The sequence below is a fragment of the Pseudoalteromonas sp. MMG022 genome (genome assembly GCF_021654245.1).
Classification (GTDB): Bacteria; Pseudomonadota; Gammaproteobacteria; order Enterobacterales; family Alteromonadaceae; genus Pseudoalteromonas; species Pseudoalteromonas amylolytica.
The window spans coordinates 305,761-329,907 of the sequence record NZ_JAKFZQ010000002.1 but is presented as its reverse complement, the minus strand read 5'-3'; the positions used below and the strand labels follow the sequence as shown (position 1 = coordinate 329,907).

At 43.1% G+C, this 24,147-nt stretch carries 22 protein-coding genes; 14 read left to right on the top strand and 8 right to left on the bottom strand.

Translation table 11 applies throughout. The features are described from left to right. Window positions 1-15: 15 nt before the first annotated feature. The gene (locus L1070_RS03145) at window positions 16-927 is read right to left on the bottom strand and encodes a hypothetical protein (RefSeq protein ID WP_083330531.1); all 912 of its coding nucleotides are present in this window, start codon (window positions 925-927) and stop codon (window positions 16-18) included. A 382-nt stretch (window positions 928-1,309) separates the two neighbouring features. Here L1070_RS03145 and L1070_RS03140 point away from each other — a divergent pair, with 382 nt between their 5' ends. Both L1070_RS03140 and L1070_RS03135 read left to right on the top strand, forming a co-directional pair. Beyond that, window positions 1,310-3,103: a glycoside hydrolase family 3 protein gene (locus L1070_RS03140; RefSeq protein WP_237124446.1), complete on the top strand. Its 1,794-nt coding sequence runs from the start codon at window positions 1,310-1,312 to the stop codon at window positions 3,101-3,103. A 10-nt stretch (window positions 3,104-3,113) separates the two neighbouring features. Continuing rightward, entirely contained in the window at window positions 3,114-3,845 is a 732-nt protein-coding gene (locus tag L1070_RS03135; RefSeq protein WP_237124445.1) for a 5-oxoprolinase subunit PxpA, read from the top strand. Here the strand turns inward: L1070_RS03135 and L1070_RS03130 are convergent, their stop codons facing one another. From L1070_RS03130 to L1070_RS03120, 3 genes are all read right to left on the bottom strand, one after another. Beyond that, the gene (locus L1070_RS03130; RefSeq protein WP_237124444.1) at window positions 3,846-4,193 is read right to left on the bottom strand and encodes a cupin domain-containing protein; all 348 of its coding nucleotides are present in this window, start codon (window positions 4,191-4,193) and stop codon (window positions 3,846-3,848) included. It lies immediately after the preceding gene. Between the two features lie 70 nt (window positions 4,194-4,263). Continuing rightward, complete coding sequence (locus L1070_RS03125; RefSeq protein ID WP_237124443.1) at window positions 4,264-4,989, bottom strand: YebC/PmpR family DNA-binding transcriptional regulator; 726 nt, start codon at window positions 4,987-4,989, stop codon at window positions 4,264-4,266. Window positions 4,990-5,088: 99 nt separating this feature from the next. Beyond that, window positions 5,089-5,682, bottom strand: a complete 594-nt coding sequence (locus L1070_RS03120; RefSeq protein WP_237124472.1) for an HAD family hydrolase — start codon at window positions 5,680-5,682, stop codon at window positions 5,089-5,091. A gap of 510 nt (window positions 5,683-6,192) precedes the next feature. On the opposite strand from L1070_RS03120, the gene L1070_RS03115 reads away from it, so the two are divergent. The 4 genes from L1070_RS03115 to L1070_RS03100 are packed head-to-tail and all read left to right on the top strand — an operon-like array spanning window position 6,193 to window position 12,028. Continuing rightward, window positions 6,193-6,432, top strand: a complete 240-nt coding sequence (locus L1070_RS03115) for a hypothetical protein (protein ID WP_070985940.1) — start codon at window positions 6,193-6,195, stop codon at window positions 6,430-6,432. Between the two features lie 54 nt (window positions 6,433-6,486). Next, the gene (locus L1070_RS03110) at window positions 6,487-7,704 is read left to right on the top strand and encodes an exonuclease SbcCD subunit D C-terminal domain-containing protein (RefSeq protein ID WP_237124442.1); all 1,218 of its coding nucleotides are present in this window, start codon (window positions 6,487-6,489) and stop codon (window positions 7,702-7,704) included. Beyond that, window positions 7,701-11,363 (top strand): AAA family ATPase, encoded by a 3,663-nt coding sequence (locus tag L1070_RS03105; protein WP_237124441.1) that lies wholly within the window; start codon window positions 7,701-7,703, stop codon window positions 11,361-11,363. Before L1070_RS03110 ends, L1070_RS03105 begins: the two co-directional genes overlap by 4 nt. Continuing rightward, the gene (locus L1070_RS03100; protein WP_237124440.1) at window positions 11,363-12,028 is read left to right on the top strand and encodes a class I SAM-dependent methyltransferase; all 666 of its coding nucleotides are present in this window, start codon (window positions 11,363-11,365) and stop codon (window positions 12,026-12,028) included. Before L1070_RS03105 ends, L1070_RS03100 begins: the two co-directional genes overlap by 1 nt. Here the strand turns inward: L1070_RS03100 and L1070_RS03095 are convergent. From L1070_RS03095 to L1070_RS03085, 3 genes are read right to left on the bottom strand one after another with little or no spacing between them, the layout of a single operon-like run. Continuing rightward, window positions 12,000-12,383 (bottom strand): response regulator, encoded by a 384-nt coding sequence (locus L1070_RS03095; protein WP_237124439.1) that lies wholly within the window; start codon window positions 12,381-12,383, stop codon window positions 12,000-12,002. The two genes, L1070_RS03100 and L1070_RS03095, sit on opposite strands and share 29 nt — an antisense overlap. A 55-nt stretch (window positions 12,384-12,438) precedes the next feature. After that, the gene (locus L1070_RS03090; protein WP_237124438.1) at window positions 12,439-12,966 is read right to left on the bottom strand and encodes a hypothetical protein; all 528 of its coding nucleotides are present in this window, start codon (window positions 12,964-12,966) and stop codon (window positions 12,439-12,441) included. Further along, window positions 12,963-13,415 carry a YaiI/YqxD family protein gene (locus L1070_RS03085; protein ID WP_070985934.1) on the bottom strand — a complete coding sequence of 151 codons (453 nt, stop codon included), beginning with the start codon at window positions 13,413-13,415 and terminating at the stop codon, window positions 12,963-12,965. Before L1070_RS03085 ends, L1070_RS03090 begins: the two co-directional genes overlap by 4 nt. A 99-nt stretch (window positions 13,416-13,514) precedes the next feature. Here L1070_RS03085 and L1070_RS03080 point away from each other — a divergent pair, with 99 nt between their 5' ends. From L1070_RS03080 to L1070_RS03065, 4 genes are all read left to right on the top strand, one after another. Next, entirely contained in the window at window positions 13,515-14,039 is a 525-nt protein-coding gene (locus L1070_RS03080) for a lipocalin family protein (protein ID WP_237124437.1), read from the top strand. Window positions 14,040-14,222: 183 nt separating this feature from the next. Next, on the top strand, window positions 14,223-16,109 hold the full coding sequence (locus tag L1070_RS03075) for an alkaline phosphatase PhoX (protein WP_237124436.1): 1,887 nt from the start codon (window positions 14,223-14,225) through the stop codon (window positions 16,107-16,109). A 72-nt stretch (window positions 16,110-16,181) separates the two neighbouring features. Continuing rightward, on the top strand, window positions 16,182-17,822 hold the full coding sequence (locus L1070_RS03070) for a hypothetical protein (protein WP_237124435.1): 1,641 nt from the start codon (window positions 16,182-16,184) through the stop codon (window positions 17,820-17,822). Window positions 17,823-18,604: 782 nt separating this feature from the next. Then, window positions 18,605-19,165 carry a uracil-DNA glycosylase family protein gene (locus L1070_RS03065; protein ID WP_237124434.1) on the top strand — a complete coding sequence of 187 codons (561 nt, stop codon included), beginning with the start codon at window positions 18,605-18,607 and terminating at the stop codon, window positions 19,163-19,165. An 18-nt stretch (window positions 19,166-19,183) separates the two neighbouring features. On the opposite strand, the gene L1070_RS03060 is transcribed toward L1070_RS03065, so the two are convergent. After that, window positions 19,184-19,669 carry a GNAT family N-acetyltransferase gene (locus L1070_RS03060; RefSeq protein ID WP_237124433.1) on the bottom strand — a complete coding sequence of 162 codons (486 nt, stop codon included), beginning with the start codon at window positions 19,667-19,669 and terminating at the stop codon, window positions 19,184-19,186. Between the two features lie 80 nt (window positions 19,670-19,749). Between L1070_RS03060 and L1070_RS03055 the strand changes: the two genes are divergently transcribed. The 4 genes from L1070_RS03055 to L1070_RS03040 all read left to right on the top strand — a co-directional run bounded on the left by L1070_RS03055 (window position 19,750) and on the right by L1070_RS03040 (window position 24,111). Continuing rightward, window positions 19,750-20,670, top strand: a complete 921-nt coding sequence (locus L1070_RS03055) for a LysR family transcriptional regulator (protein WP_237124432.1) — start codon at window positions 19,750-19,752, stop codon at window positions 20,668-20,670. 97 nt (window positions 20,671-20,767) lie between these two features. Beyond that, a complete protein-coding gene (locus L1070_RS03050; RefSeq protein WP_237124431.1) occupies window positions 20,768-21,277 on the top strand; it encodes a chalcone isomerase family protein in 510 nt (169 codons plus the stop codon). Window positions 21,278-21,287: 10 nt separating this feature from the next. Then, window positions 21,288-21,821, top strand: coding sequence for a DUF3833 domain-containing protein (locus tag L1070_RS03045; protein ID WP_237124430.1), 534 nt, complete (start codon window positions 21,288-21,290; stop codon window positions 21,819-21,821). Window positions 21,822-21,957: 136 nt separating this feature from the next. Beyond that, window positions 21,958-24,111 (top strand): prolyl oligopeptidase family serine peptidase, encoded by a 2,154-nt coding sequence (locus tag L1070_RS03040; RefSeq protein WP_237124429.1) that lies wholly within the window; start codon window positions 21,958-21,960, stop codon window positions 24,109-24,111. Window positions 24,112-24,147: the final 36 nt, after the last annotated feature.

Here is a 24,147-nt window from a genome sequence, read left to right as displayed (position 1 = left end):
ATGCTCAAGAGTACGTTACATTTTGGGCATCACACAGTTTTGCAAAGGTGGCCATACGTACTGCTCTACTTTCAACGTGTCTCGCGTGCGTATGCTCATAAAAGGATTTGGGATGCTTAGGACTCTGCGCTGTGCAAAATTGCTGCGTTGTATTGCATCGGCAATAATCGAGTCGCTAAAAAATAGAGCTTCGAAGCTGCCATCCTCAATGGCTTGCTGCAAGCCAAATGTCAGCCGTTTTCTCAAAGTATGATTGTCTGGGTGAACAAAAAAGTACATTGCTGCGGGGTAACATAAGGCTAAAGTGGGCTCTACCATCAAGTTAGAATGTTGGGCTATTTCACCCCACGGCTCATGAAGTGCTCTGGGAAAGAGCTCAAATCGCTTCTGCGCAAGCATTTCATGTAAGTGAGTACTGTCTGCTGTAGCCACGGTAAAACCCGTTTTTTCATAAATTTTTGTATCTGGCCAATCTACCCCACTGCCCACAGAATGATTAAAAAGCCATCGTGGATTGTTTATTTGAGCAAACTTTTCGGCATCATCTTTATGGATTAAGAATAAACGCGCGCCCATCAGGCCTCTGAGTAATGGAATGTACACAACGCCTAATAACTGCTCTCGTGCAATTGAGGTCACACTCCAGTGCACGTCGATGATGTCCTGATTGGCAAGTAAGTCCAATGTTCGTCCCTGCGGTACATCATTGAGTATCAAAGCTTTGAGTTCATACTCACCGTATTCTTTGACGCTCTTTTGCAGCGCAAGGCGCAGCAGTTCAATATAATAGCTTTGTTTTGGATCATTGCTCAGTTCGGCAATATTATATCGCACCACTTGGACGGTAGCGTTGTGCGCTTGCTTGGCGTTGACGATGTGACTTACAAAGTAAAACAGTGCAAAAAACAGTAAAATTGCATAATGCACACACTCTCCTTACCTGGGCGTATATCCTATAGTTCTACAGATAAAATCATATTACTTTTGATTTTATTCCAGTACCTTTATTTTGGTATTGAATACGGTAAAAAGCCAACTCAGAGCGCCTTTTGAGCGGTCTTTTCGAAGTAGCTCCAAGCGCTTCTTTATAAACAAGCTGCTCTCCTTAGGGTTGTTAAACGCCATCAGCATCCTCACAAGTTAAAAAAGTTTGCAACTATGCGCTTGTTTATCGTCTTTAATTATCAATCACCTTGGGTTAATGCTAAATTAGTGACAATTAAAACAATAACTCTGTGATCTCTGTTGAGGTTAACTATTCTTTATGACGCTTTTCAGGCTTTTTAAACCATTAGGTATCTTTTTCGCCATGACAATCAGCAATCCATCGCTCGCCAGTACCACGCCAGATTTACCGCTAGAAGTACAACTTGGCCAAAAGCTTATGCTTGATTTTCGCTATTTTTGCCAACAGGGCCAGAGCGAAACATGCAGAACACCAATGACGACTCTACCGCCAGAACTTGCTGATATATTGAGCAAATATCATATTGGTGGCGTGATTTTATTTTCTGAAAACACTCAAGATATTGCACAAATAGTTAATTTAAACAATCAACTACAAAGCGCCGCACAAAATGCTAAACACCCTCAACCGCTATTTATAGCCATTGACCAAGAAGGTGGCCGCGTAGCACGTATTAACCGAGCGCAAGCGACATCATTTACCGGCAACATGAGCATAGGTGCAACCTACCCGCTGCACAACACACACTACGCAACTAAGGTTGCCAGTGCAATAGGCAAAGAGCTTGCAAGCTTAGGCATAAACGTAAACTTTGCACCCACAGTGGATGTGAATATGAACGCTGACAACCCTGTGATCAACGTTCGTTCATTCTCTGAAAACCCCGATGTTGTGGCTGAGCTTGGCGCGGAACAGGTCAAGGCTTTTGAGCAGCAAAACGTGATCTCAGCCTTAAAACACTTCCCGGGTCATGGCGATACCCATGTGGACAGCCATACTGGTCTGCCGCGTGTTGATCATGATGAACAGACTATTTGGCAAAACGACCTAGCGCCATTTCAAAGTGTCATAAACACTAATTCGCCCGGTATGATCATGACGGCACATATTCAATACCCAGCTTTAGACAGTAGTACGGTGCAAAATAAACATGGTGAGCAAATGCTTAAACCTGCCACTATGTCGCGCAAAATTATGCATAACTTATTACGTGATAAATTGGGCTATCAAGGTGTGATCATCACCGATGCGCTCGATATGGCGGGTATTAGTGATTTTTTTGATGCTGAGGCGGCGGTTATCGAAACTTTCAAAGCAGGCGTTGATATTGCGCTTATGCCGATTGCTATGCGCACACCTAGCGACATCAAAAAATTAGAGCAACTGTTACAAGCACTCACTAATGCCGTCAGCCAAGGGGTGTTAGATGAACAAGAAGTCGCGCGATCAGCCCAGCGTATTCATGCGCTCAAAGATAAGTTTATAAAAAGCAATACCAAGGTTTCAGCTAATATCGCACACTCAACGCTAGGCAACCCAGCGCATAGAAAATTAGAAGCAGAGCTCGCACTGGCGGCAATCACGCAAGTAAAAAATGCCGCGTTGCTACCAATTAATGTTAAGACTCACAGTAAAGTGCACATTATTATGCCTGATCAGCGTAAATGCGAAGCTATGCGCCAAGCACTTGAACTATATAGTAAAGCCCCTTTACAAATTAGCTGTAGTAGTTTGCAAGGCTTTGATCCCAGCATTGCTCACGCAGCCATTGAGCAAGCCGATTGGGTGATAGGGTCACATGCCAGCCCACAGCAAAGTGCCGTTGAAATTGGCGGCATGGAAGATGTTAATAAGCTGGAAGAATTCGCGCTTTCACGTCAAGAACAACCCAGCGCACTCAAAGCACTGTTAAAATACGCCAAAGCACATCACAAACAAACACTCTTTATTAGCTTACGTGCGCCATATGAGATCACACAGTTTGCTCCCTACAGCGATGCCGTGCTAGCAAGCTATGCTTATAATATTGACGTAGATAATAGCAACCGTGTTGCGGGGCCAGCTTTTACTGCTCTGGCAAAAGTGATACTAGGGCAAGCGTCAGCTAGTGGCACACTGCCAGTAACAATTAAATAGGATAAGATAGATGCTTTTAAACTGTGATTTAGGTGAAAGCTTTGGTGCTTGGACTATGGGCCTAGATGAGCAAGCCATGGCCGTGATTGATTGCGCAAATATCGCCTGCGGTTTTCATGGTGGTGATCCCGATGTCATCGCCAAAACACTCGTACTCGCTAAGCAGTATAACGTCACCATTGGCGCCCACCCAAGCTATCCAGATCTACAAGGTTTTGGGCGTCGTTCTATGACGTTGTCACCACAAACGCTCACAAACACGTTGCACTACCAAATCTCGGCGCTGTATGGCATGGCTCTGTGCCAAGGGCTATCAGTCACCTATGTTAAACCACATGGTGCACTTTATAATGACATGATGGCCGATGAATCTATCTTGGAAACCGTCATCCAAGCCGTCGCCAATTACCCTAAACCACTCAAACTGATGATTTTAGCCACTGCAAAACAAGCGCAACATCAAAGACTAGCCGATAAGTATGGGGTAGAACTTATGTTTGAAGCATTTGCTGACAGACTTTATACAGATCAAGGCTTATTGACGCCGCGTAGTCAACCAAATGCAGTGCATGACAAGAGCGCGTTAATGGCACAGGTAAAACAGTTAGTTGAGCAAGGCACTGTAACAACTAACACAGGCAAGCAACTGCCATTAAAGGCCGATACGCTATGTGTACATGGCGACAATGAAGCCAGTATCACGCTAGTCAAAGAGATCAGTATTTTACTAACTGATGAATAGCTATTCTAGTGTTGTACGGTCACCATGGCTCGCAGGGGTGGAAATAACCAGCATACTCAAAACTTCCGAGCTTACATTTTTAAGCTGATGCGGTGTTTTAGCGCTCACCTGTGCTCCCTGCCCCGCATTGAGCTTCAATACTTCTCCATCTATCTCTAGCTGCGCCTGCCCTGCTAAAATATAAAAAAACTGCTCTGCAAAGTGGTGAAAATGCTTGGCTTCTTGAGCTCCAGGAGGTACTCGCTCTTGGATAACACTCAAGTTGGGTGTCGCGGCCAAGTGCCAACCATCACATACTCCACCCCACTGATAATGTTCTGTATTATCAATACTTACAACTTTATTCATTATGTTTGTACCATAATTGGAGCAATAAAAAACCGAGCATGAAGCTCGGCTTTATATTCTTATTGCTGGATTAGCTTTTTACAATGGCATTGTGATAAACGTTTTGTACATCATCACAATCTTCTAACATGCCCATAAACTTTTCAAAATTAGCGATATCGTCGGCGTCTGTAATTTCGATATGAGTTTGTGGTACGAACGTAATCTCGTCTACTTCAAAGTTAATGCCTTCAAACGCTTCTGTCAGTGCCGTTTTGGCCTTGTAGTACTCTGTATGTGGCGCAAATACAGACACCTTGCCGTCTTCTACTTCAACATCTGTCACGTCTACATCAGCCATCATCAGCGCTTCTAACACCGCTTCATCGTCATCGCCGTCAAAGCCTAAAATAGCGAAGTGATCAAACATGTGAGCAACACAGCCCGGGCTACCGATTTTTGAGTCAGTTTTAGTAAACGGTAGGCGTACATCTTTGATAGTACGATTTGGGTTGTCAGTTAAACAGTCAACAATCACCATACAGTTGCCTGGGCCGTAACCTTCGTATCGCGCCGCTGCGTAGTCTTCACCTGCACCACCGGCTGCTTTCTCAACCGCTTTATCAATAACGTGTGCTGGAACCTGATCTTTCTTCGCTTTATCAATCAAACGACGTAAAGACAAGTTTGTTTCAGGGTCAGGGCCGCCATTTTTCGCTACAACGTAAATTTCTTTACCATATTTTGAGTTTACTTTGGTTTTTGCCGCCGCCGTTTTTGCCATGGCGTTTTTGCGGACTTCAAATGCTCTGCCCATCTTAATTCTCGTTTTATAGATTAAATTAATTAAATTGACGAGATTTTAACAAGACTCTCGCCATTGGGCTAGCGTTTGATGGGCTTTGTCTTGGGTTAGTTAACCGAAAGCCTGTATCAGTTGCGGTAAATCATCAAACGAACGCAATATATGGTGCGCCTGACTGGCATAATGAGGAACGTCTTGCGGAGCATAAAGACAAGAGCGCATTTTTGCGTTATGCGCTGCCTGAATATCATAAAGATAATCTCCTACATACATGCAATGGTTAGATGTAAAACGCCATTGCTTTGCAATATGTAGTAAAGCACTTGGGTTAGGTTTAGCGGGTGCATCATCACGAGTTAACATTAGCGATATAGGTACGTTGCACTGACTTAGTTTTAGCTTCGCAGCGCGCTCAAAGTTACGCGTCACTATCGCCATCGGTATTTGCATGTTTGTAAGTTTTTCAAGGCACTCTGACACCCCCGGCATCAACTGTGCGTTTTGTGCATCTAGCATTTCGTGCTGGTGTACAATATTCATTGCTTCTTGGCGCATGTACGGGGAGGGAAGTTGAGAAATGAAATCAAGCAAATCAAGATCACGCGGACACCCTACTTGTGCTTTGATCAGCTGGAAGTCTAATTCAGAGCTAACCAAAGTGCCGTCTAAATCAAATATCACACCTTTAATCTGCTGTTGTATCATTACACGACTTTGTGAGCACGCCTGTGCATTAAGTTGTAACATCATTATCCCTGCCTTTATCGGCGAATGTAATTAAACCATAGGTTACGAATAGCCATCTTGCAAAACACAGCCTTGATAATTCATCAAGTTATTGCTCAGATGACAACTCATCTCAATTGCACCTAACAGAATAAAATAGTTCTCATTTGTTAGCGCTCAAGGAACGCATTATCCTTCAAGTCACGCACAAAATCACTTTTCGCTTTAGAACAATAAAAAATAGCCTATGTGTAAATTCGCATAAGTACGAAATATGACAATAAAATGGCATGCCAACTCGTCATTTTTTCAAATTATTGTCTTTATTTTGTAAATAAATAAAAAAAGCAAAATTAATAGTTGATATTTGATCGAAATTATCTTTAAAATCCCGCACTTTTTTATTTCGTGCAAAAATGCCATAAAAAGTTGGCCTCAGTTTTGCTCGTATAAATGAACCCGTTTAGCAATAGAAATGTGGTGAGCAGTATGGATTTTTACATCCTGAAAAAACAAGAGAAGCTTGTTGCCATTCCTGCGGATGAGCAAAATTGCAAAGAGTATTTAGATGATGGCTACTTTTATGTTGATAAAGTCGCTGCATGTAATGAAAAGTCAGCTTTGAAAGCGCTTCAAGCCAAGCAAGTAAAGGCGTTCAAAACACCTGCTGTATTGTTATTGCTTGTTTTACCTATAATTCTTTTTGCTTGGTTGCAAATAAGCCGCTGACCAAACAGCTCTGGCAATGTTATATTAGCGTTTCTATCGTCAAGGAAACGCTGAATGAAAGTATTGCATACATCTGATTGGCATTTGGGCCAACAGTTTTATGAGCATAGTCGCACGCATGAACAACAAGCCTTTTTGGACTGGCTGGCTGAGACATTGGTATCGCAGAATATCGATCTGCTACTGATAGCGGGGGATATTTATCACACGGCCACACCACCTGCCAGTGCCGAACAACAGCTCTACACTTTTATAAAGCAAGTAAAACTTACATGCCCAGAGTTACATATTGTAATTATTGCCGGCAACCACGACTCAGCAAACCGTATCGAAACAGCAAAACCTTTGTTGCAACTCTTTGATACTCACGTTGTTGGTCGCTTTGACAAACAGGCACCCGAGCAAGTTATCAAATCCATTGGGACCAAAAACGGTACAGCTCACGTTGTTGCGATGCCATTTCTGCGTGTTTCAGATATTTCTATGACCAGCGATATCAGCTATCAACAAGCTGTCGCGCAAGCCTATGACGAAGCGATAGAGTCAGCAAAGGAAAAATTGCGTACAGAGCATGAACCGCTCATCGTAATGGGCCATTTGCATGCCAAAGGGGGAGATATTTCAAGTGACTCCGAACGTAACATTGCCATTGGCGGGTTTGAGTCAATCAATGCCAGTATTTTTACTCAGCATGCCGACTACGTGGCGCTTGGGCACTTACATAAAGCGCAGAGTGTAGCGAAAAGCGAGCATATTCGTTATAGCGGTACCCCACTGCCAATGTCATTTTCCGAACGTAACTATCGACATCAGGTAGTGGTAGCTGAATTTGCGGGTAAGCAACTTACATCTGTAAAGCCCCTTTACGTGCCACGTCATCAACAGCTTTTACTACTTCCAGAACGAGGAAGCGCAGACTTAAATAGCTTGTGTGAAATGATCAATGCACTTGAATTTGATACTGAAGCTCCACCAAGCTATGTTCGCTTAAGATTGAACAGCAGCGAAACAAACAGCCAGTTCCGTGCAATTATCGATGAGGCATTAAAAGATAAACCCATCTTGTTTTGCGGTATCGAACGGGTAAGTGAACAAAGCCAAGAACAACATGAAACGTTTACTGATTTGGGTCAGGTTGAACAGCTGGATCCAATGACTTTGCTTGCCTTGGCTTTTGCCCAGCAGGTAGATGCTAACGCGCCCGTGCCTGATGCCTTAAAAGATTGTCTTGCGCACGTGATCAACGCCATGGATGAAGAACCAATCACATGAAATTACTGAATATCACTCTTAGTAACCTTGCATCTTTGACTCAGGCTGCGGTTGATTTTGAACAAGCCCCATTGAGCCACAGTGGGCTTTTTGCTATCACTGGCGATACTGGAGCTGGAAAAAGTACACTACTGGATGGTATCTGTCTGGCGCTTTATGGAAAAACCGCAAGATTAAGAAACGATCTAAAAAACACTGTTACGTTTAATGGTGACGATATAAAACTCAATGATCCGAGAAACCTGTTGCGCAGAGGGTGTGCGCAAGGGCAGGCTGAGGTACAGTTTATCGGGCAGGATGGCGAGCGCTACTTAGCTCGCTGGAAAATAGAACGTGCCCGCAAAAAGCCAGATGGTAAGCTAAAAAGGCCTGAACATATTTTGTTTAGAGTTGCTGATGAGCAACAACTTACCCAATCTAGCAGTGCTACTGTTACCAAGATAGAGCAATTAATAGGACTCAACTTTGAACAATTTACTCGGGCTGTGCTACTTGCTCAACATGAGTTTGCCGCTTTTTTAAAAGCCAGCGCTGACGAGCGTGCACAGCTGTTAGAGTGCTTGACTGGTACGGATAAATTTAGTCGCCTAGGACAAGCTATTTTTGAACATCATAAAGAGAAAAAAGGCGAACTTGAACAACTACAAAATTCACTGGCCAATTATCATGTTTTATCTGATGAAGAATTAGCCTCGCTGAAACAAACTATCACCACACTAGACGAACAACTTTCTGAACTAAAAGCGAAAAGCACTCAGTATCAGCAAGATATACAGTGGCTTACACAAGGTGAACAACATCAGCTTAAACTACAACAATACCAGCAACAACTCCACAACTTAGAGTCCCAGATACAACAACAGGCACCAGAGGTAGAACAAGCTAAGCTTGCCCAGCTCGTTCAGCAAATCGCCGATAATCGCCAACAAGCAAGTGCACTCACCACGCAACACGAAAAGCTGACACGCCAGCATGACGAACTGGCAAAGCAAGACTACCAACAACAGATAGATCAACAACAAGCATTAGTTGCTGATGCTAATAAAGCACAACAAACAGCACTTGAAGCACTAAAAAACCATGAACCTGACATCAAGTTAGTAAGAACACTCGACAATAAACGATATGCCACCTCACAGCAGCTTGAGGACAATAAAAAGCAATTAGCTAGCACCGAACAACAGTTGCATGGGATAACGGAGCAAATACAGCGAGTAGAGCAGCAATTAAAAGATAATCAAAAAGCACAAAACGAGCAGATGACGCAACTTGAGCAACACACTGCCGTAAAAAGTGCGTTAGAAAACTGGTCTTATCTTGAGAATACTTTCGATACCATTAGTCAAGCAACGCAGCGCATAGAAAGCCTTAAAAGCCAGTATAAGAGCCAATATGATGAGCGTTCGACATTGGAATCTAAGCTTGCTCCTTTGACTGTGCAGATACAAAATCAACAGGCCAGCCACTTAGCGCAACAAGCGCAGCTAGAAACGCTGCAAAAACAGTTGGCCACGCTGGACTATGAAGCACTGCAAAAGCAAAGCTATAACTTAAAATCGGCGTTGCAACTGTCAATAGATGGACAAAAAAATGACCACGAGCAACTGCAATTAACCGCCAATATTGATAAATACCGTCATCAACAGCACACATTGCAGCTACAACTAACAGATACTGAAAAGCAAGTCGATTTACAAAAGCAACGGACGCTTATCACCCAGGAAAATGTTACTCAGGTACAGCTGCGGGCGAGTGAAAAAATCAGTGCGCTACGTGCGCAGCTTAGAGAAGGTCAGGAATGTATGGTCTGCGGTGCAACGGAGCATCCTTATGGCGTTGATCACATAGATAGCCATTGGCAAAACCTCATTGCCGACTTTACTGAGCAACAGCAAAAAGCAGAGCAAGCACTGACACAAGCACAACAACGCTATAACGACCAAGTGGTAGCAACTGAACAGTTAAACACTCAGTTGCAAGTTGCTTTGCAACGTAAATCACAACTTCAAGAACAGCATACTAAGCTCACTAAGACCTTGCAAGAACTGGGCTTTGAGCACTATGTTGACATTGACCTCAGCCAACAGCATTTGCAAGAAATTGAAGAAAAATTGAGTCGTTACAGTGAACTGAGCAAGTCACAACAGCAGCTTTGGCAGCAACTACAAGCCAGTCAGCATCAGCTGAGCCAAAATCAAAGCCAGCAAAGTGATATACAGCAAAAAATACAGGGCCTAAGTGCTGCTCTAGATGCCAATACACAACAGCAAAACGATGCGAGTAATACCGTCGCTCAATTAAAGCAAAAAGCGCATCAAAACTATTGTGATAGCACATGGTGGCAACAGTATGAGCAAGACATGCACAATGCCATTGAGCAACTGACTAGCAAAGTTAAGCAATACGCTACATGGCAAGAAACCTTAGCCCAGTTACAACACGCGCAACAGCAACTCAGCACCCAACAACATAACGATGTACAACAGCAAAGTAAATTACAAGCGATGTTAGTACAACAACAGGGGGCGTTGACAGAGCTGCAAAATACTCTGATTGAACTCGACTCACAACGTAAAGTGCTACTACCACTTACACGTAGCGCCGATGAATGGTTTAATGAACTGCAAACTCGTCATGAACAATGTCGCTCACAATTGACAACATGTCAGAACACGCTGACGCAGCTTGAGCAATCAGCCCATCAGCAACAGCTTGAGCTTCAGCACTTCAAATCGCAGCTTGCAGACAATCAAAGCCAGCAGGCCAATGTTGAGAAGCGTTTTGAGCAATGGTTGGCAACACAACGCCAACAGCATAGTGAGCTCAACGCCACCACCGTTGCCCAATTGCTGGCAGTGCCATTTGCACAATATGAAGATATCCTAAATAAAAACCAGCACCAACAACATCAACTTACACAAGTGCAGGCACGGCTCAATCACCTTCATGAGGAGATTGAGCAACATCAGACTCAGGCCAGAACTACTGCTTCATTAGAGCAACTAAAACACTTACTAAGTGAGCTTAACCTGCAAATCGAGCAGGTACAGGCACATTGGCTTGATCACAATACGCAATTGAAGCAACACGAGCAAAATGTAGCAAACCGACAAGCACAGCAAAACGAACTTTCACGCCTGCAAACACAATATGAACATTGGTACTTGTTAGACAAACTTCTTGGTGACGCAACGGGGAAAAAGCTACGTAACGTGGCACAAACACAGACCCTGAAAATCCTGCTGCAGTATGCCAACCAACACCTAAGTAGCCTCTCTAAGCGATATCGGCTTTCGATTATCGGTCAATCCCTTAATATTGCGATTATTGATAAAGATATGGCTGATGAACAACGCTCGGTAAATACCCTCTCTGGTGGGGAGTCATTTTTAGTATCTTTGGCACTGGCACTAGGGCTTGCGTCACTGTCAGCCAACAAGGTTCAGATCAGTTCACTATTTATCGATGAAGGGTTTGGCACACTAGACCCTGAAACTTTAAGTGTTGCTTTGGATGCGTTAGACTCATTACAAGCTCAGGGGCGAAAAGTGGGAGTGATCTCTCACGTGAGTGAAATGACCGAACGGGTAGCGACGCAAATTCATGTGAAAAAACAACCGGGTGGCTACTCCAGCATTCAAATTAAAGGACAGATCTAATGCCAACTTTTCAAGCTGATGAAGCACAGAGCTACGAGCAACGCATAACGAGGCTTATCCCCGGCTACGATTTACTACACGAACTCACCGCAGCCCAATTGAAAACATTGCTACCCGATGAAGCAACCATACTTGTGATAGGTGCAGGCACAGGCAAAGATATTTTAGCCTTGGCTCAACTTAATCCTCACTGGCGTTTTATTGCACAGGATATCTCTGAGGATATGTTAGCAATCGCAGATCAAAATTTTACTAACTTAGGTCTTAGCTCAAGAGTTACGATTGTGTGTGGTGAACTTGAACCTAACTTGGGCCACATTGATGCGGCACTATGCCTTTTGGTCATGCATTTTTTGCCAGATAACGGTGACAAGCAAGCGCTACTCAAGACTATCCGTGCTCAACTACCCAATCGTGCTCCTTTATTCCTAGCCGACCTTATGGCATCCGAAACCGAGTTTGAGCGAGAGTCACAACTGGTAGCATGCCGAGAGCTTGGCCTAACCGAGGTTGGTGAACAACGTATGCGCCATAACCTCCAGCATGAGTTTTTCGCATTGGATAGAATGCGACTTGCAGAGCTACTCGAACACACAGGTTTTGGTGTCCCGCACTATTACTTTAAGGCATTAGGCTTTACTGGGATTGTTTGTCGTGCCGAATAGCGCTGTAGCGAAGCTGTTTTTTTAATGTTTGTAGATTGAAGGGTTTGACCATCAAACCGTCTATTTTGGCAGAGATCAGATTAAGCACGGTGTCTTTATTATCATCGCAAGTAACCACGAGAATAGCCAGATGAGGCTGATTGAGTTCTTTGCGAATTTTATCGATGAGCGTTTTACCACTCATCTTTGGCATGTTTAAATCGGTGATTAACAAATCGAAGCGACTGGCTTTGAGTAACTTAATGGCCTGTTGACCATCTGTTGCTTCAACGATGTCTTCATACTCCAAACGGCGTAACATGTTTATCATTACATGGCGCATCAATGGCATGTCGTCTACAACAAGAATTCTCATACTAATGCCTCTATATTTGACCCAGTCTATTTGTGCCGCTATTGGTTATTTCAGATTAGCCTAATTCCCGCAAAATATCGCATAGTTTATTGATTTTAATATTGCTTAGCTGTCTGTAATCGAGAAATGGACACACCACCAAGCGGTGAATAGGGTCAACTGCAAACTCTTCATCTAACCATACCAGCGAGTTAGTAAAAATATGATCTCTGAATAGCTTTTTGGCGTACGTTCTTCCTGCAATAACATGATAATGGTACTGCTTCGCAGCCAAATCAGGCACAGAAAACAGCAATGCTTCCTGACTATGGCTTTGCAGTAAACACTCATCTCGATATGTTTGCCAGCTATCATAGTTAGTAAAATTATGATCTGAGTGTTGCAGTTGAGCCAGCACTTTTGCATACACATTAAATATTTTACGCCAGCCGTTACCTGATGCTTGGTTGATCACTGTTATCTCACCTAAGCTAAGCGGTTGAACAGATAACAAGTTTTTATATTCGAGCATAGAAGGGCTGTGCTCAATATAAATTGCTATCAACCCAGAAGTGGCACCAAAGCCTTGAGTTAGTATTTTCATGACCTGGCTTTTGTAAGTATACGGTCTAGCGCATTACCAAATGCTTGTTTGTCAGCACTTGAGAGCTTAGCTGGGCCTCCACTCATTTCAACGCCACTACTACGCATCGTATCCATAAAATCACGCATGTTTAATATCGACTTAATGTTATGTATGGTGTATTCCTCACCACGAGGGTTAATAGCCAATACGCCTTGTTCCACAACTTCAGCAGCAAGCGGAATATCAGCCGTTATAACAACATCACCCTTTTGTACACGCTTAACAATTTCATTGTCTGCTATATCAAACCCTTTGCTCACTTGTAGCAAACTCACATATTGCGTAGCGGGTACGCGCATAGCGTGATTAGCAACCAAGGTTGTTATGGTTTTAGTTCGCTCTGCGGCGCGAAAGATTATTTCTTTTATCACAGCGGGACACGCGTCTGCATCAACCCAAATTTTCATGACACTGGTTACCTAATCTCAAACTTAGTATTTTAATGATCTTAACGGTTCTTCTGCACGTAACCTACTATTATTTGGATAAAATACTTAGGAATATAAATGAGAACGTCAATTTTATGCGCCACGTTACTGTTTTTACTAACTGCATGCACTGGGCTGCCTAAAGGTATTCAACCTGTTACAGGTTTCGAACTACAAAGGTATCAAGGCAAATGGTATGAGATTGCTAGGCTTGACCACAGCTTTGAGCGTGGTTTAAGCAACATCAGTGCAAACTATTCAATAAATGAAGATGGCACGGTGACAGTTATCAATCGAGGGTACAATGATAATAATGAGGCATGGAAGCAAGCTCACGGTGTTGCCAAGTTTGTAGATGATAAAACAATAGGGCATCTTAAGGTGTCATTCTTTGGCCCTTTTTATGGTTCATACGTCATTTTCAAACTCGACAAAGAACAGTACCAATATGCCTATGTTACAAGCTATAACAAGGAATATTTATGGCTGCTCTCACGTACTCCAAAAGTTAACCAAGTAATTGTTGATGACTTTGTTCAAACAGCGCAACAGTATGGTTTCCACGTAGAGCAACTAATCTACGTACAACATAGTGATATATAATGATAATTCACTTTTAGAGTGTAAACCCCCTTTACAGTTATATGACAATGCCCCCATACAAAGTCCTCTTCTCTCATATAACTGTATGAAAAATTTAACATTACTGTCAGGCACCTGTAACACACACATCCCAAGCTATTGCCTCCTTAACAATAATTAGCAAGTGCAAATTGGAGTAACAGTATGAAGCGTTTAGCCTATTCTTTGATCGCAGGAGCCGTCACTCTTGCGCTCACAGCATGCAATGGCGATGATGGAGCACAAGGTCCACAAGGGGTTCAAGGTACAGCTGGTCAAAATGGTGTTGATGGCCAAAACGGTCAAGATGGCGCTAACGGTCAACCTGGAAATGATGGTGTTAATGGCAAAGATGGTGTTAATGGCAAAGATGGTGTCAATGGTGGCAGTGGCCTTATTCGCATCGCTACCGTGCCAAATGGCGCAGAAGTAACGGGGTTGTTCCTAACCGAGCAAGGTGACTTATTTTTCAACGTACAGCACCCGGCTGACAGCAACACTGTGACCGCTGATGGCAAAACGTTTAACAAAGGTACTGTTGGGGTTTTGACTGGTGTTGACTTCAACAATCTACCTCGCAACATTGTAAGCTCGCCAGTACCTGCCTCAGAGCAAGAACAGCAAATTGTGATGTCAGCGATTGGTCAGTACCAAGTGCTAGGTCAAACTGGCGATGTCTTCGCTAACTTAGGTGCAAAAGGCGTCGCAGGCGGTCTTGGTGTTCACTACGGCATTAACTCAAAGCAAGAAATCATCCGTAATGATAACCCTGATTTCAACGGCTTTATCGCCACTTCAAATACAGAAGGTTATTTGTATACCAACTGGGAGTCATACCCAGGCGGCATGAGCCGTTTGAAAATGAGCAAAGACACTAAGGGCAAATGGTCTGTCACTGAAGCCATGATGGTTGACTTTGATTCAGTGCAAGGCACAGCAGCAAATTGCTTTGGTTCAATGTCACCTTGGGGCACACCACTTACTTCTGAAGAATGGATCGTCAATTCAAGTGTAACTAGCACAACGGATGCTAGCTGGAATGACCCTGCCGATACACGGACCGACGGTATCGAAGCGCTCGTCGCACCAGATTTCCCTAACCCGTATCGTTACGGTTACATTGCCGAAGTACAGAACCCAACCAGCGCTTCACCTGATGTGGTGAAACACTTCACTATTGGTCGTTATGAGCATGAAAACTCTGTAGTTATGCCTGATGAGCGAACAGTTTATTCATCACAGGATGACACCGGCGGCGTACTGTTTAAATTTGTTGCCGATCATCCTAAAGACCTAAGCTCAGGTACACTATACGGCGCGAAACTAACTCAGGATGAGGGTCTAAATGACCCAGCCGTGACCGGCTTTGACATTCAATGGGTAGAGCTTGCTAGCGGCAACAATGCTGACATCGCTACATGGATAGCTGAATACGACAACATTAATACAGCAGATTACGTTGACGGTCAGTCAAGTTATATCACGATGGCCGATGTGCAAGCTTGGGCGGATGGCGCTCAAACTTACCCAACCGTTGAGCAAGGCGGTGGCCCAGTCACTGCAGGGAAGCCTATGGACAATCGCGTAGCCTTCTTAGAGTCTAGACAAGCTGCCCGCTTAAAAGGTGCGACTGCAGAATGGCGTAAGCTTGAGGGGATCAGTATTAACCTAGACCGCGTTAAAGAAGCGGTAACGGGAGAAGATCTGATCGCCGGAGAGATTGTAGATAAGGCCTACATGTACATTGGTGTGGCCGACATTGACAACACCATGATCGATGATGAAGGTGATATCCAACTTTCTAGCCGCGTAAAAGACTGTGGTGGCGTTTATCGTGCTGCTATCGATAACAACTACAACCTAACCCGCATTGAACCCGTCGTGATGGGTGGTACCTACCGCTCAAGCCTGACCGGCGCAGAGCGTTGTGATGTAAACCAACTATCGCAACCTGACAACGTCATCGTAATGCGCGATGGACGTATCATCATAGGTGAGGACGGCTTCCAGGATAACAACACCCTGTGGCTATACGACCCTAAATCAAAATAACTGTCACTTTAGAAAAACGGCGCTCTACAAAGGGCTGCCGTTTTTTTTGTCTAGCCGATGGAAGTCATAAAAATGAAATACCTAACCTCTGCCACCCTGATGATACTGGGGTTACTCAGTGGCTGCGAAAAACCACCCCAGCAGAGTGCGCAAACAAATACGCCAAATGCAGCAACACCTTTCAAACAAGGCGATGATATCCCCGCGATAGCCTATCTAAATCACAATGAAATATACAACGCTGAGTCCGTTATTCCGCCGCAGTGCTACACCAAAACAGATGGTATTAATAACCCGTGTTATGCCTGCCACCAAAGTGATAAAAGTGATAAAAACCAGCCAAACCAAATGTTTGACGGACATTTGCAAGGAAGTTACGAGTTCTCAGATTTAGGCACTAAGAATCATTGGAAGAACCTTTTCATTGACCGTACCGAGCTGGTTAAAGATATTTCCAACGAACAGATTCTAGCGTGGATCAATCAAGACAACTACAGCCCATTTATTGAAAAGCTCAAACAAAATAGTGACTGGCAAGGCGAAATCACCCCGATTGAAAATCTGGCTTACCCTGAACAAGCATTTGATGAGCTTGGTTTTGCTAAAGATGGTAGTGGCTGGGTTGCATTTAACTACAAACCCTTTCCCAGTACTTTCTGGCCAACAAATGGTTCCACTGGGGATGTGATGATCCGCCTTCCTAAGCAATTCAGGGAGCATCAAGGAACGTACAGCCAAGACGTGTATTTGGCAAACCTAAGCCTAGTAGAAATCGCACTAAAAGGTCTTGATGGTGTAACTGTACCAAATATTGATGAACAGCTTATTGGAGTTGATCTGAATAAGGATGGCCAACTTAGTCACATTTCATATTTACCAAAGCAAAGCCACTATCTGGGCGATGCTAACGATACGCTCGAATATCAGCTCTACCCGCAAGGTACCGAGTTCTTGCACACAGTGCGCTATATAGGCGTTGATCCAAACGGCAATATCTACAATGCCCCGCGTATGAAAGAAGTTCGCTATATGAAGAAGCACAAATTTAAGTCTAAAGCTGCACTGGCATCTTCTTACTACCGAGAAGCAAAGGAGAAAGCTTTTGAAAACTTACCACAGACCCTTTATTTGGGCGACAAAGGCGTAAACAATACTTTTGGCTGGCTCATTAATGGTTATATTGAAGATGCACAAGGTCAACTTAGACCACAACATGAGCAGGAGCTAGCATTTTGTAATGGCTGCCATAAAACCGTTGGCTCAACATATGATCAAACGTTTTCGTTTGCTCGCAAAGTCACGGGTAGAAAAGGCTGGGGTTATATTGATCTAAAATCAATGCAAGATGTGCCTAACGTGGGTGAGGAGCAGGGCGAGTTTCTCACCTATATGGGTCGTGTTGGCGGCGGTGACGAGTTTAGGCAGAACCAAGAAATGCTTTCTCGCTGGTTCAAATCAGATGGCAGTGTTGACAAAAACAAGGTTTCAAAAGCTAAAAACCTGTATGAGCTTATTACACCGTCTGTCGAACGGGCTCTGGTATTGAATAAGGCCTATCTCACGATTGTTCGAGAGCAAAGTTATATTTTCGGCCGTGACGCAACACTGGTTGAAGCAAGCAATGTATTACAACAAATAGACGAATCACAGTCGCCTCTTGAAGACACACACCAGTACGTATGGGATATGCAACTGGATTGGTCCAAGCTATAACTTAATAAAATGCTGATCCAGGCATGGATCAGCATTTTACTCACTTTTAATCATCACCACACAACAGATGAAATTTAAATTTACTTTTATATCAAGTTGATACGTAACAGATCTGATTTTTACTAACTTGAAACACAAAGCCTTCCGAGTACATCATCTGGATCATATTTTTACTAAGTTAAATGTCGCTCTAAGCACCCGAACCTAAACATCACTTTCGTTATGGGTAGCTTGAACAGATCAATATTTTACTAACATTGGATAGACGAAAATAGCGTAATTAATCAACAACCCTAGGACACTCTAACCTTTTACGGGGCCAAAAAGTGGCATTAACCCCCTATAAAATAAACGCAAGCATGTTCGGTAGAACATTCTAGATCAGACTTTTACTAACTTATCTTCTTGTTTTTGCTTTAGATCATATTTTTACTAACTAGTAGAGAAAGTGCTCCATAATAGATCAGGGTTTTACTAACACAAGTCATGCTAGATCAGAATTTTACCAACAGGGTTGCTAGCAACAGGCTATAGATCAGATTTTTATCAACTAATACTTAGTAAAATTTTGATCTCTGATAGATAGGCAGCTAAATATTGCCAGCTTAGAGGTGATTATCGGTAATATAGACGCCTCAGTGGGTAAAATTCTGATCCAACTTTTTCAATAGTTAACCATCAGCGCAGTGAGTTAGTAATTTTCTGGTTTCCCGTGTTTCACTCTGACACCTCGAAAAATATGCTACATTGGCGATTTAGAATTCTCTTCAAAGTACATCAAAATGCAGATAGTTGAACAAATTCGCTCATGTACCCTATGTGCCAAGACACTGCCTCAAGGTGCTAATCCCGTGGTACAGGCAAGCAGCAAAGCAAAAGTGTTGATAGCGGGACAAGCACCTAGTTTAACGGTGCATAAAACGGGCAAGCTGTTTAACGATGCGAGTGGCAAAAGGCTCAGAAGCTGGTTAAATGTGACTGAGGAGCAATTTTACGACCCAGAGCTTTTCGCGATAGTTCCAATGGCTTTTTGTTACCCAGGGCGCGGTAACTCTGGCGATTTACCGCCTCCTGCAATTTGCGCTAAAACTTGGCATCATGCATTACTAGCAAAATTAACCAATGTTAACTTAACCATTATCATCGGTCAGTATGCTCAGCGATATCACTTAGATGCCAGTTCAGGGCTCACAGAGCAAGTCCAAAACTGGCAAGCACTGTTACCCAAACGCATTGTATTGCCTCATCCAAGTCCAAGGAATCAAGCCTGGCTCAAACGACATGACTGGTTTGAGCAACAAGTGATACCCGCTTTGCAAGCCCGCGTAAAAATACTGCTTTAACGCATCATACGGCTATATTTATGAACCATTCTCTGCAAAAGATTTAAGTTCGTCACCAGTTAAGCGATAGATGATCCACTCGTCTTGTGGCTTGGCTCCGATACTGTTGTAAAAGTCAATCGCGGGTTTATTCCAATCAAGCACAACCCATTCAAAGCGCCCACAGTCATTTGCTAGTGCTAACTGAGCTAAATACTGCATAATAGCTTTGCCTGCGCCATTACCACGTTTGTCTTGAGCAACATAAAGATCCTCAAGATACAGCCCATGTTTGCCCAACCACGTTGAATAGTTGTAGAAATACACAGCGAAACCTATCGCTTTTCCATCTTGTTCACAGATCAAAGCATGCGCTTTAGCATGTTCACAAAACAACTTTTCCTCAATCTCTGACACTGTATTTAACACCGCATCAGGCTCTTTTTCATATACGGCTAGATCATTGATAAAATTCAAAATGGTTGCTGCATCTTGTTTTACTGCTGTACGGATTTGCATACTCATTAAAAAGACCTATTTGATTTCAAAACCCTAGTGTATGCTAAAATCAGTCATGAATTAAATGCATAGTTTGCACGAGCTAAATGCATGGAGAACATAGCTTGCTTCCTAACATCGACTTGAATCTGCTTAAATTATTTGCATCGCTATATCAAAGTGGCTCGGTAAGCAAAACCGCGCAAGAGTTAAACCTAAGCCAATCAGCATGTAGTCACGCCCTCACCAGACTAAGACAGCGACTTGATGACGATCTCTTTATTCGTATTGAGAATGAAATGGTGCCCACCGTGTTTGCACAGCAAATCGCACAAAGCGTGTTGCCCGCACTACAATTACTATCTAATGGTCTCACCTCCTGTGAGCCTTTTAATGCCAATCACAGCACCACATTTACCATCGCAACCACAGACTATACGGCTTGGTGCCTTAAGCCTTTAGTGAACCATTTTAGCGCCCAATATCCGCAAATAAATCTGCGTTTTGTATCATTAGAGCAACGTATTCCACAAGAAGCATTGAAAAATGGCACACTTGACTTTGCATGTGGCTTTTCACATCAGCAAGAACGTAGTGAGAGTGTTGTTGATCATTTATGGTTTGCAGACCAATATGTAACAGCTGTCTCAAAACAACATCCAATTGCCCAATGCCAACAGCTTACCCTAGAGCACTTTCTACTGTATCAACATATTCTCATTGCGCCATGGAACGAAACAAAAGGCATAGTAGATATCATGCTGGCCAAGATGAAAAAGACCAGAACAATAGCAGTTACGGTTCCTCATGTGCTGATTGCACCATATTACCTAACCCAGTCACCCTATCTACTTACTTTGCCAAAAACCTACGCACAACAAATTGCTCAGCCTTTAGAACTAACTTTACTCGCTCCACCACTTAATATTCCAAGTTATAAGATTAAGTTGTACTTACATAAAACCCGACAAAATGACCCTAGATTGACTTGGTTTATCGATCAATTCAAACGCTTTTTCGCGCTGTAATGCCCCTTGACATATTTGCCTCGTAACAACCCATAGCGATCGGGTGAGACTGTCGCATCGTACTACTAATATCTATGTCAAATTTCGGATTCAAAAGATGCTTCGTCGATTACTTTTATGCTTATCTTTGGCGACAAACATAGCTTATGCCTCTGTGGCGCAAAAACTTATTCCCAGCGCAAAGCCAGTCGGAGACTCACCCACACTCACCTATTTGTTTTGGGACATCTATCAAGCCACTTTGTATGCGCCTGATGGCGAATTTGATACCGCCAATCCATTCATTCTCAAGCTCCACTATTTACGTGATTTGAATGGCGAAGAAATAGCTAAACGCTCAATTGAGGAAATGAAAAAACAAGGCTTTCAAGATGAGGTGCTAATGTCTGGTTGGTTCACGCAAATGCGTGCCATATTTCCCGACGTTACAAACGGCACCGAGTTATATGGCCTGCGAACAGAGCAGGGCAGCAGTCAGTTCTATCTCGGTGCTACCTTAATTGGAGAAATTGATGACCCACAGTTTACTAAACACTTTTTTGCTATCTGGCTTTCAGAAAACACCTCTGAGCCCGCTATGCGCAGAGCCTTACTCAATGAAAATTAGGAGCCTGACAATGTTTAAAGTACTTGTAGTTTTTCTACTCACAGCCTTAACTACAGGTTGTGGTGTTAATATTGATGCAAACAGATACCAAAATATTACGCCCCAGTTTGACCCTTTCACGTTTTTTGACGGTAAAGTCAAAGCGTGGGGCCTGGTACAAAATCGCTCCGGTGAAATGGTGCAACGTTTTACAGTAAAGATTGATGGCACAGTAAAAGGAGACACACTCACATTAGACGAAGTGTTTCATTACGAAGTGGGGCAGGGAGTCACTCATAGAGTATGGAAAATTTCCGCCAAAGGTAAGTCTCAGTTAAAGGGTAGTGCGCAAGATATCTTGGGTATGGCCACAGGTCAACTTGCTGGCAATGCAATGCGCTGGCAATACGAAATGGACTTACCCATGGATGATACAAGTTACACCGTACAGTTTGATGATTGGATCTGGGCGTTTGAAGACAATACGATAATCAACCGCTCATACATCAAAAAGTTCGGTATTGTGATGGCGGAAGTCACCATTTTTATGCAGAAAGCACCTTAAGGATGTAAACAAATGTAAATAAAAATACAATCTATTGAATTGTATTAATTTTTTTATTTTTTATGATTTCTCTTGGTCATTGCTCGGTGCTAGCATACATGGGATGACAACTCAGCAAACTATCAAGGAAAAAATCATGCTGAAAAAAACCTTATTGGCCTGCGCGCTTATCTCGCTTTCTGGCTGCCAAAACACCAATGATTTCAAACAAGAAACACAAAATAATATGCAAACGAATACTTCACCGTTAACATATCCAAAAACGAGAAAAGCTGCTCAGGTAGATAACTACTTTGGCCATCAGGTTGCCGATCCTTACCGCTGGTTGGAAGACGATATGAGCGCTGAAACCGCAGCATGGGTAAGCACTCAAAATAAGACGACTGAGGACTACTTATCACAAATTCCTTTTCGTGATCAGATAAAAGAAACATTAACTAAATTAATGGATTATGAAAAAGTAGGCACTCCATTTACCCATGGAGACTACACTTACTATTTCAAAAATGATGGTTTGCAAAACCAACATGTTTTATATCGAAAGCTCGCCGATGGCAGCAGTGAAATCTTTTTGGATCCAAATAGCTTCAGCGAAGATGGTACTACCTCCCTTGCCGGCCTGAGCTTTTCAAAAGATGGCTCTTTAGTTGCCTATCAAATATCTGAAGGCGGAAGTGATTGGCGCAAAGTTATTGTGCTAAATACCAAAACCAAGGAACAGATTGGCGAAACTCTCGTTGATGTAAAATTTAGTGGTATCTCATGGCGCGGCAACACAGGCTTTTATTATGCAAGTTACGACAAACCAACAGGCAGTGAACTATCAGCTAAAACCGACCAACATAAACTTTATTTCCATGACTTAGCCAAACCACAAAGCTCAGACACCCTTGTATTTGGTGGTACAGCGGAGCAAAAGCATCGCTATGTAGGGTCTGATGTTACTGATGACGGTCGCTATTTGTTAGTCAGCGCCGCTATTTCTACTTCAGGAAACAAGCTTTTCATTCAAGACTTGAACAATCCTGACGGGAAACTCCAAGCAATTCTAGCAGAGGATAACTCAGATACTTATCTGCTTGAGAGTGACGGGCAATGGCTATATTTTGTGACCAATTTAGATGCTCCAAATAAGCGAGTCGTTAAAGTTAACCCACAAAAACCAGAGCCTGAGCATTGGCAAGATTTTATTGCACAAACAGATCATGTACTCACAGCCTCAAGCGCAGGCGGGTATATCTTTGCACATTACATGGTTGATGCTATTTCTGCTGTGAAACAGTACGATATGCAAGGTAAGTTGGTAAGAGATATTGCGCTACCAGGTGCAGGCTCAGCAAATGGCTTCACAGGCAACAAAGAAGACAAAACGATTTACTACGCCTTCAGTAACTACAATACGCCATCTACCTCCTTTAGTTTTGATGTTGAATCAGGTAAAAGCACTGTTTATCAAAAACCTAAAATTAACTTTAACTCAGACGACTATGTCTCTGAGCAGGTTTTTTACACGTCAAAAGACGGAACAAAAGTGCCTATGTTGATCACCCATAAAAAGGGTTTAAAACGTGATGGTAATAACCCCACTATCTTATATGGTTACGGTGGTTTCAACGTCAGCTTAACACCATATTTCAGCTCAACTACGGCGGCCTGGCTTGAAATGGGTGGTGTCTATGCGGTTGCAAACATCCGTGGTGGTGGTGAGTACGGTAAAAACTGGCACAAAGCGGGAACTCAGCTACAAAAACAAAATGTGTTTGATGACTTTATCAGCGCAGCAGAATACTTGATTGATGAAAACTATGCGTCAAAACGTAAGCTAGGGGTTTTTGGAGGCTCAAATGGCGGCCTATTAGTCGGTGCAGTCATGACTCAACGCCCAGACTTGTTTCAAGTCGCGCTACCCGCCGTTGGCGTGTTGGATATGCTTAGATACCATACTTTTACCTCAGGTGCAGGTTGGGCGTATGACTATGGCACAGCGGAACAAAGTGAGCAAATGTTTAAATACCTCAAAGGCTACTCACCAGTTCATAACGTAAAAGCTGGCGTACAATACCCAGCAACCTTAGTTACCACAGGTGATCATGATGACCGTGTAGTGCCTGCGCACTCGTACAAATTCGCCGCAGAACTACAAGAGAAGCAAGCTGGTAACAACCCAACTTTGATCAGAATAGAGACAAACGCAGGACATGGGGCAGGTACACCTACCAGTAAGATAATAGACAAATATACAGACATTTTTGGCTTTGCATTACACAACATGGGTGTCACAAAGCTCTAAAGCGGTATTAAAAAAGCTGTTATACCTACACAACAA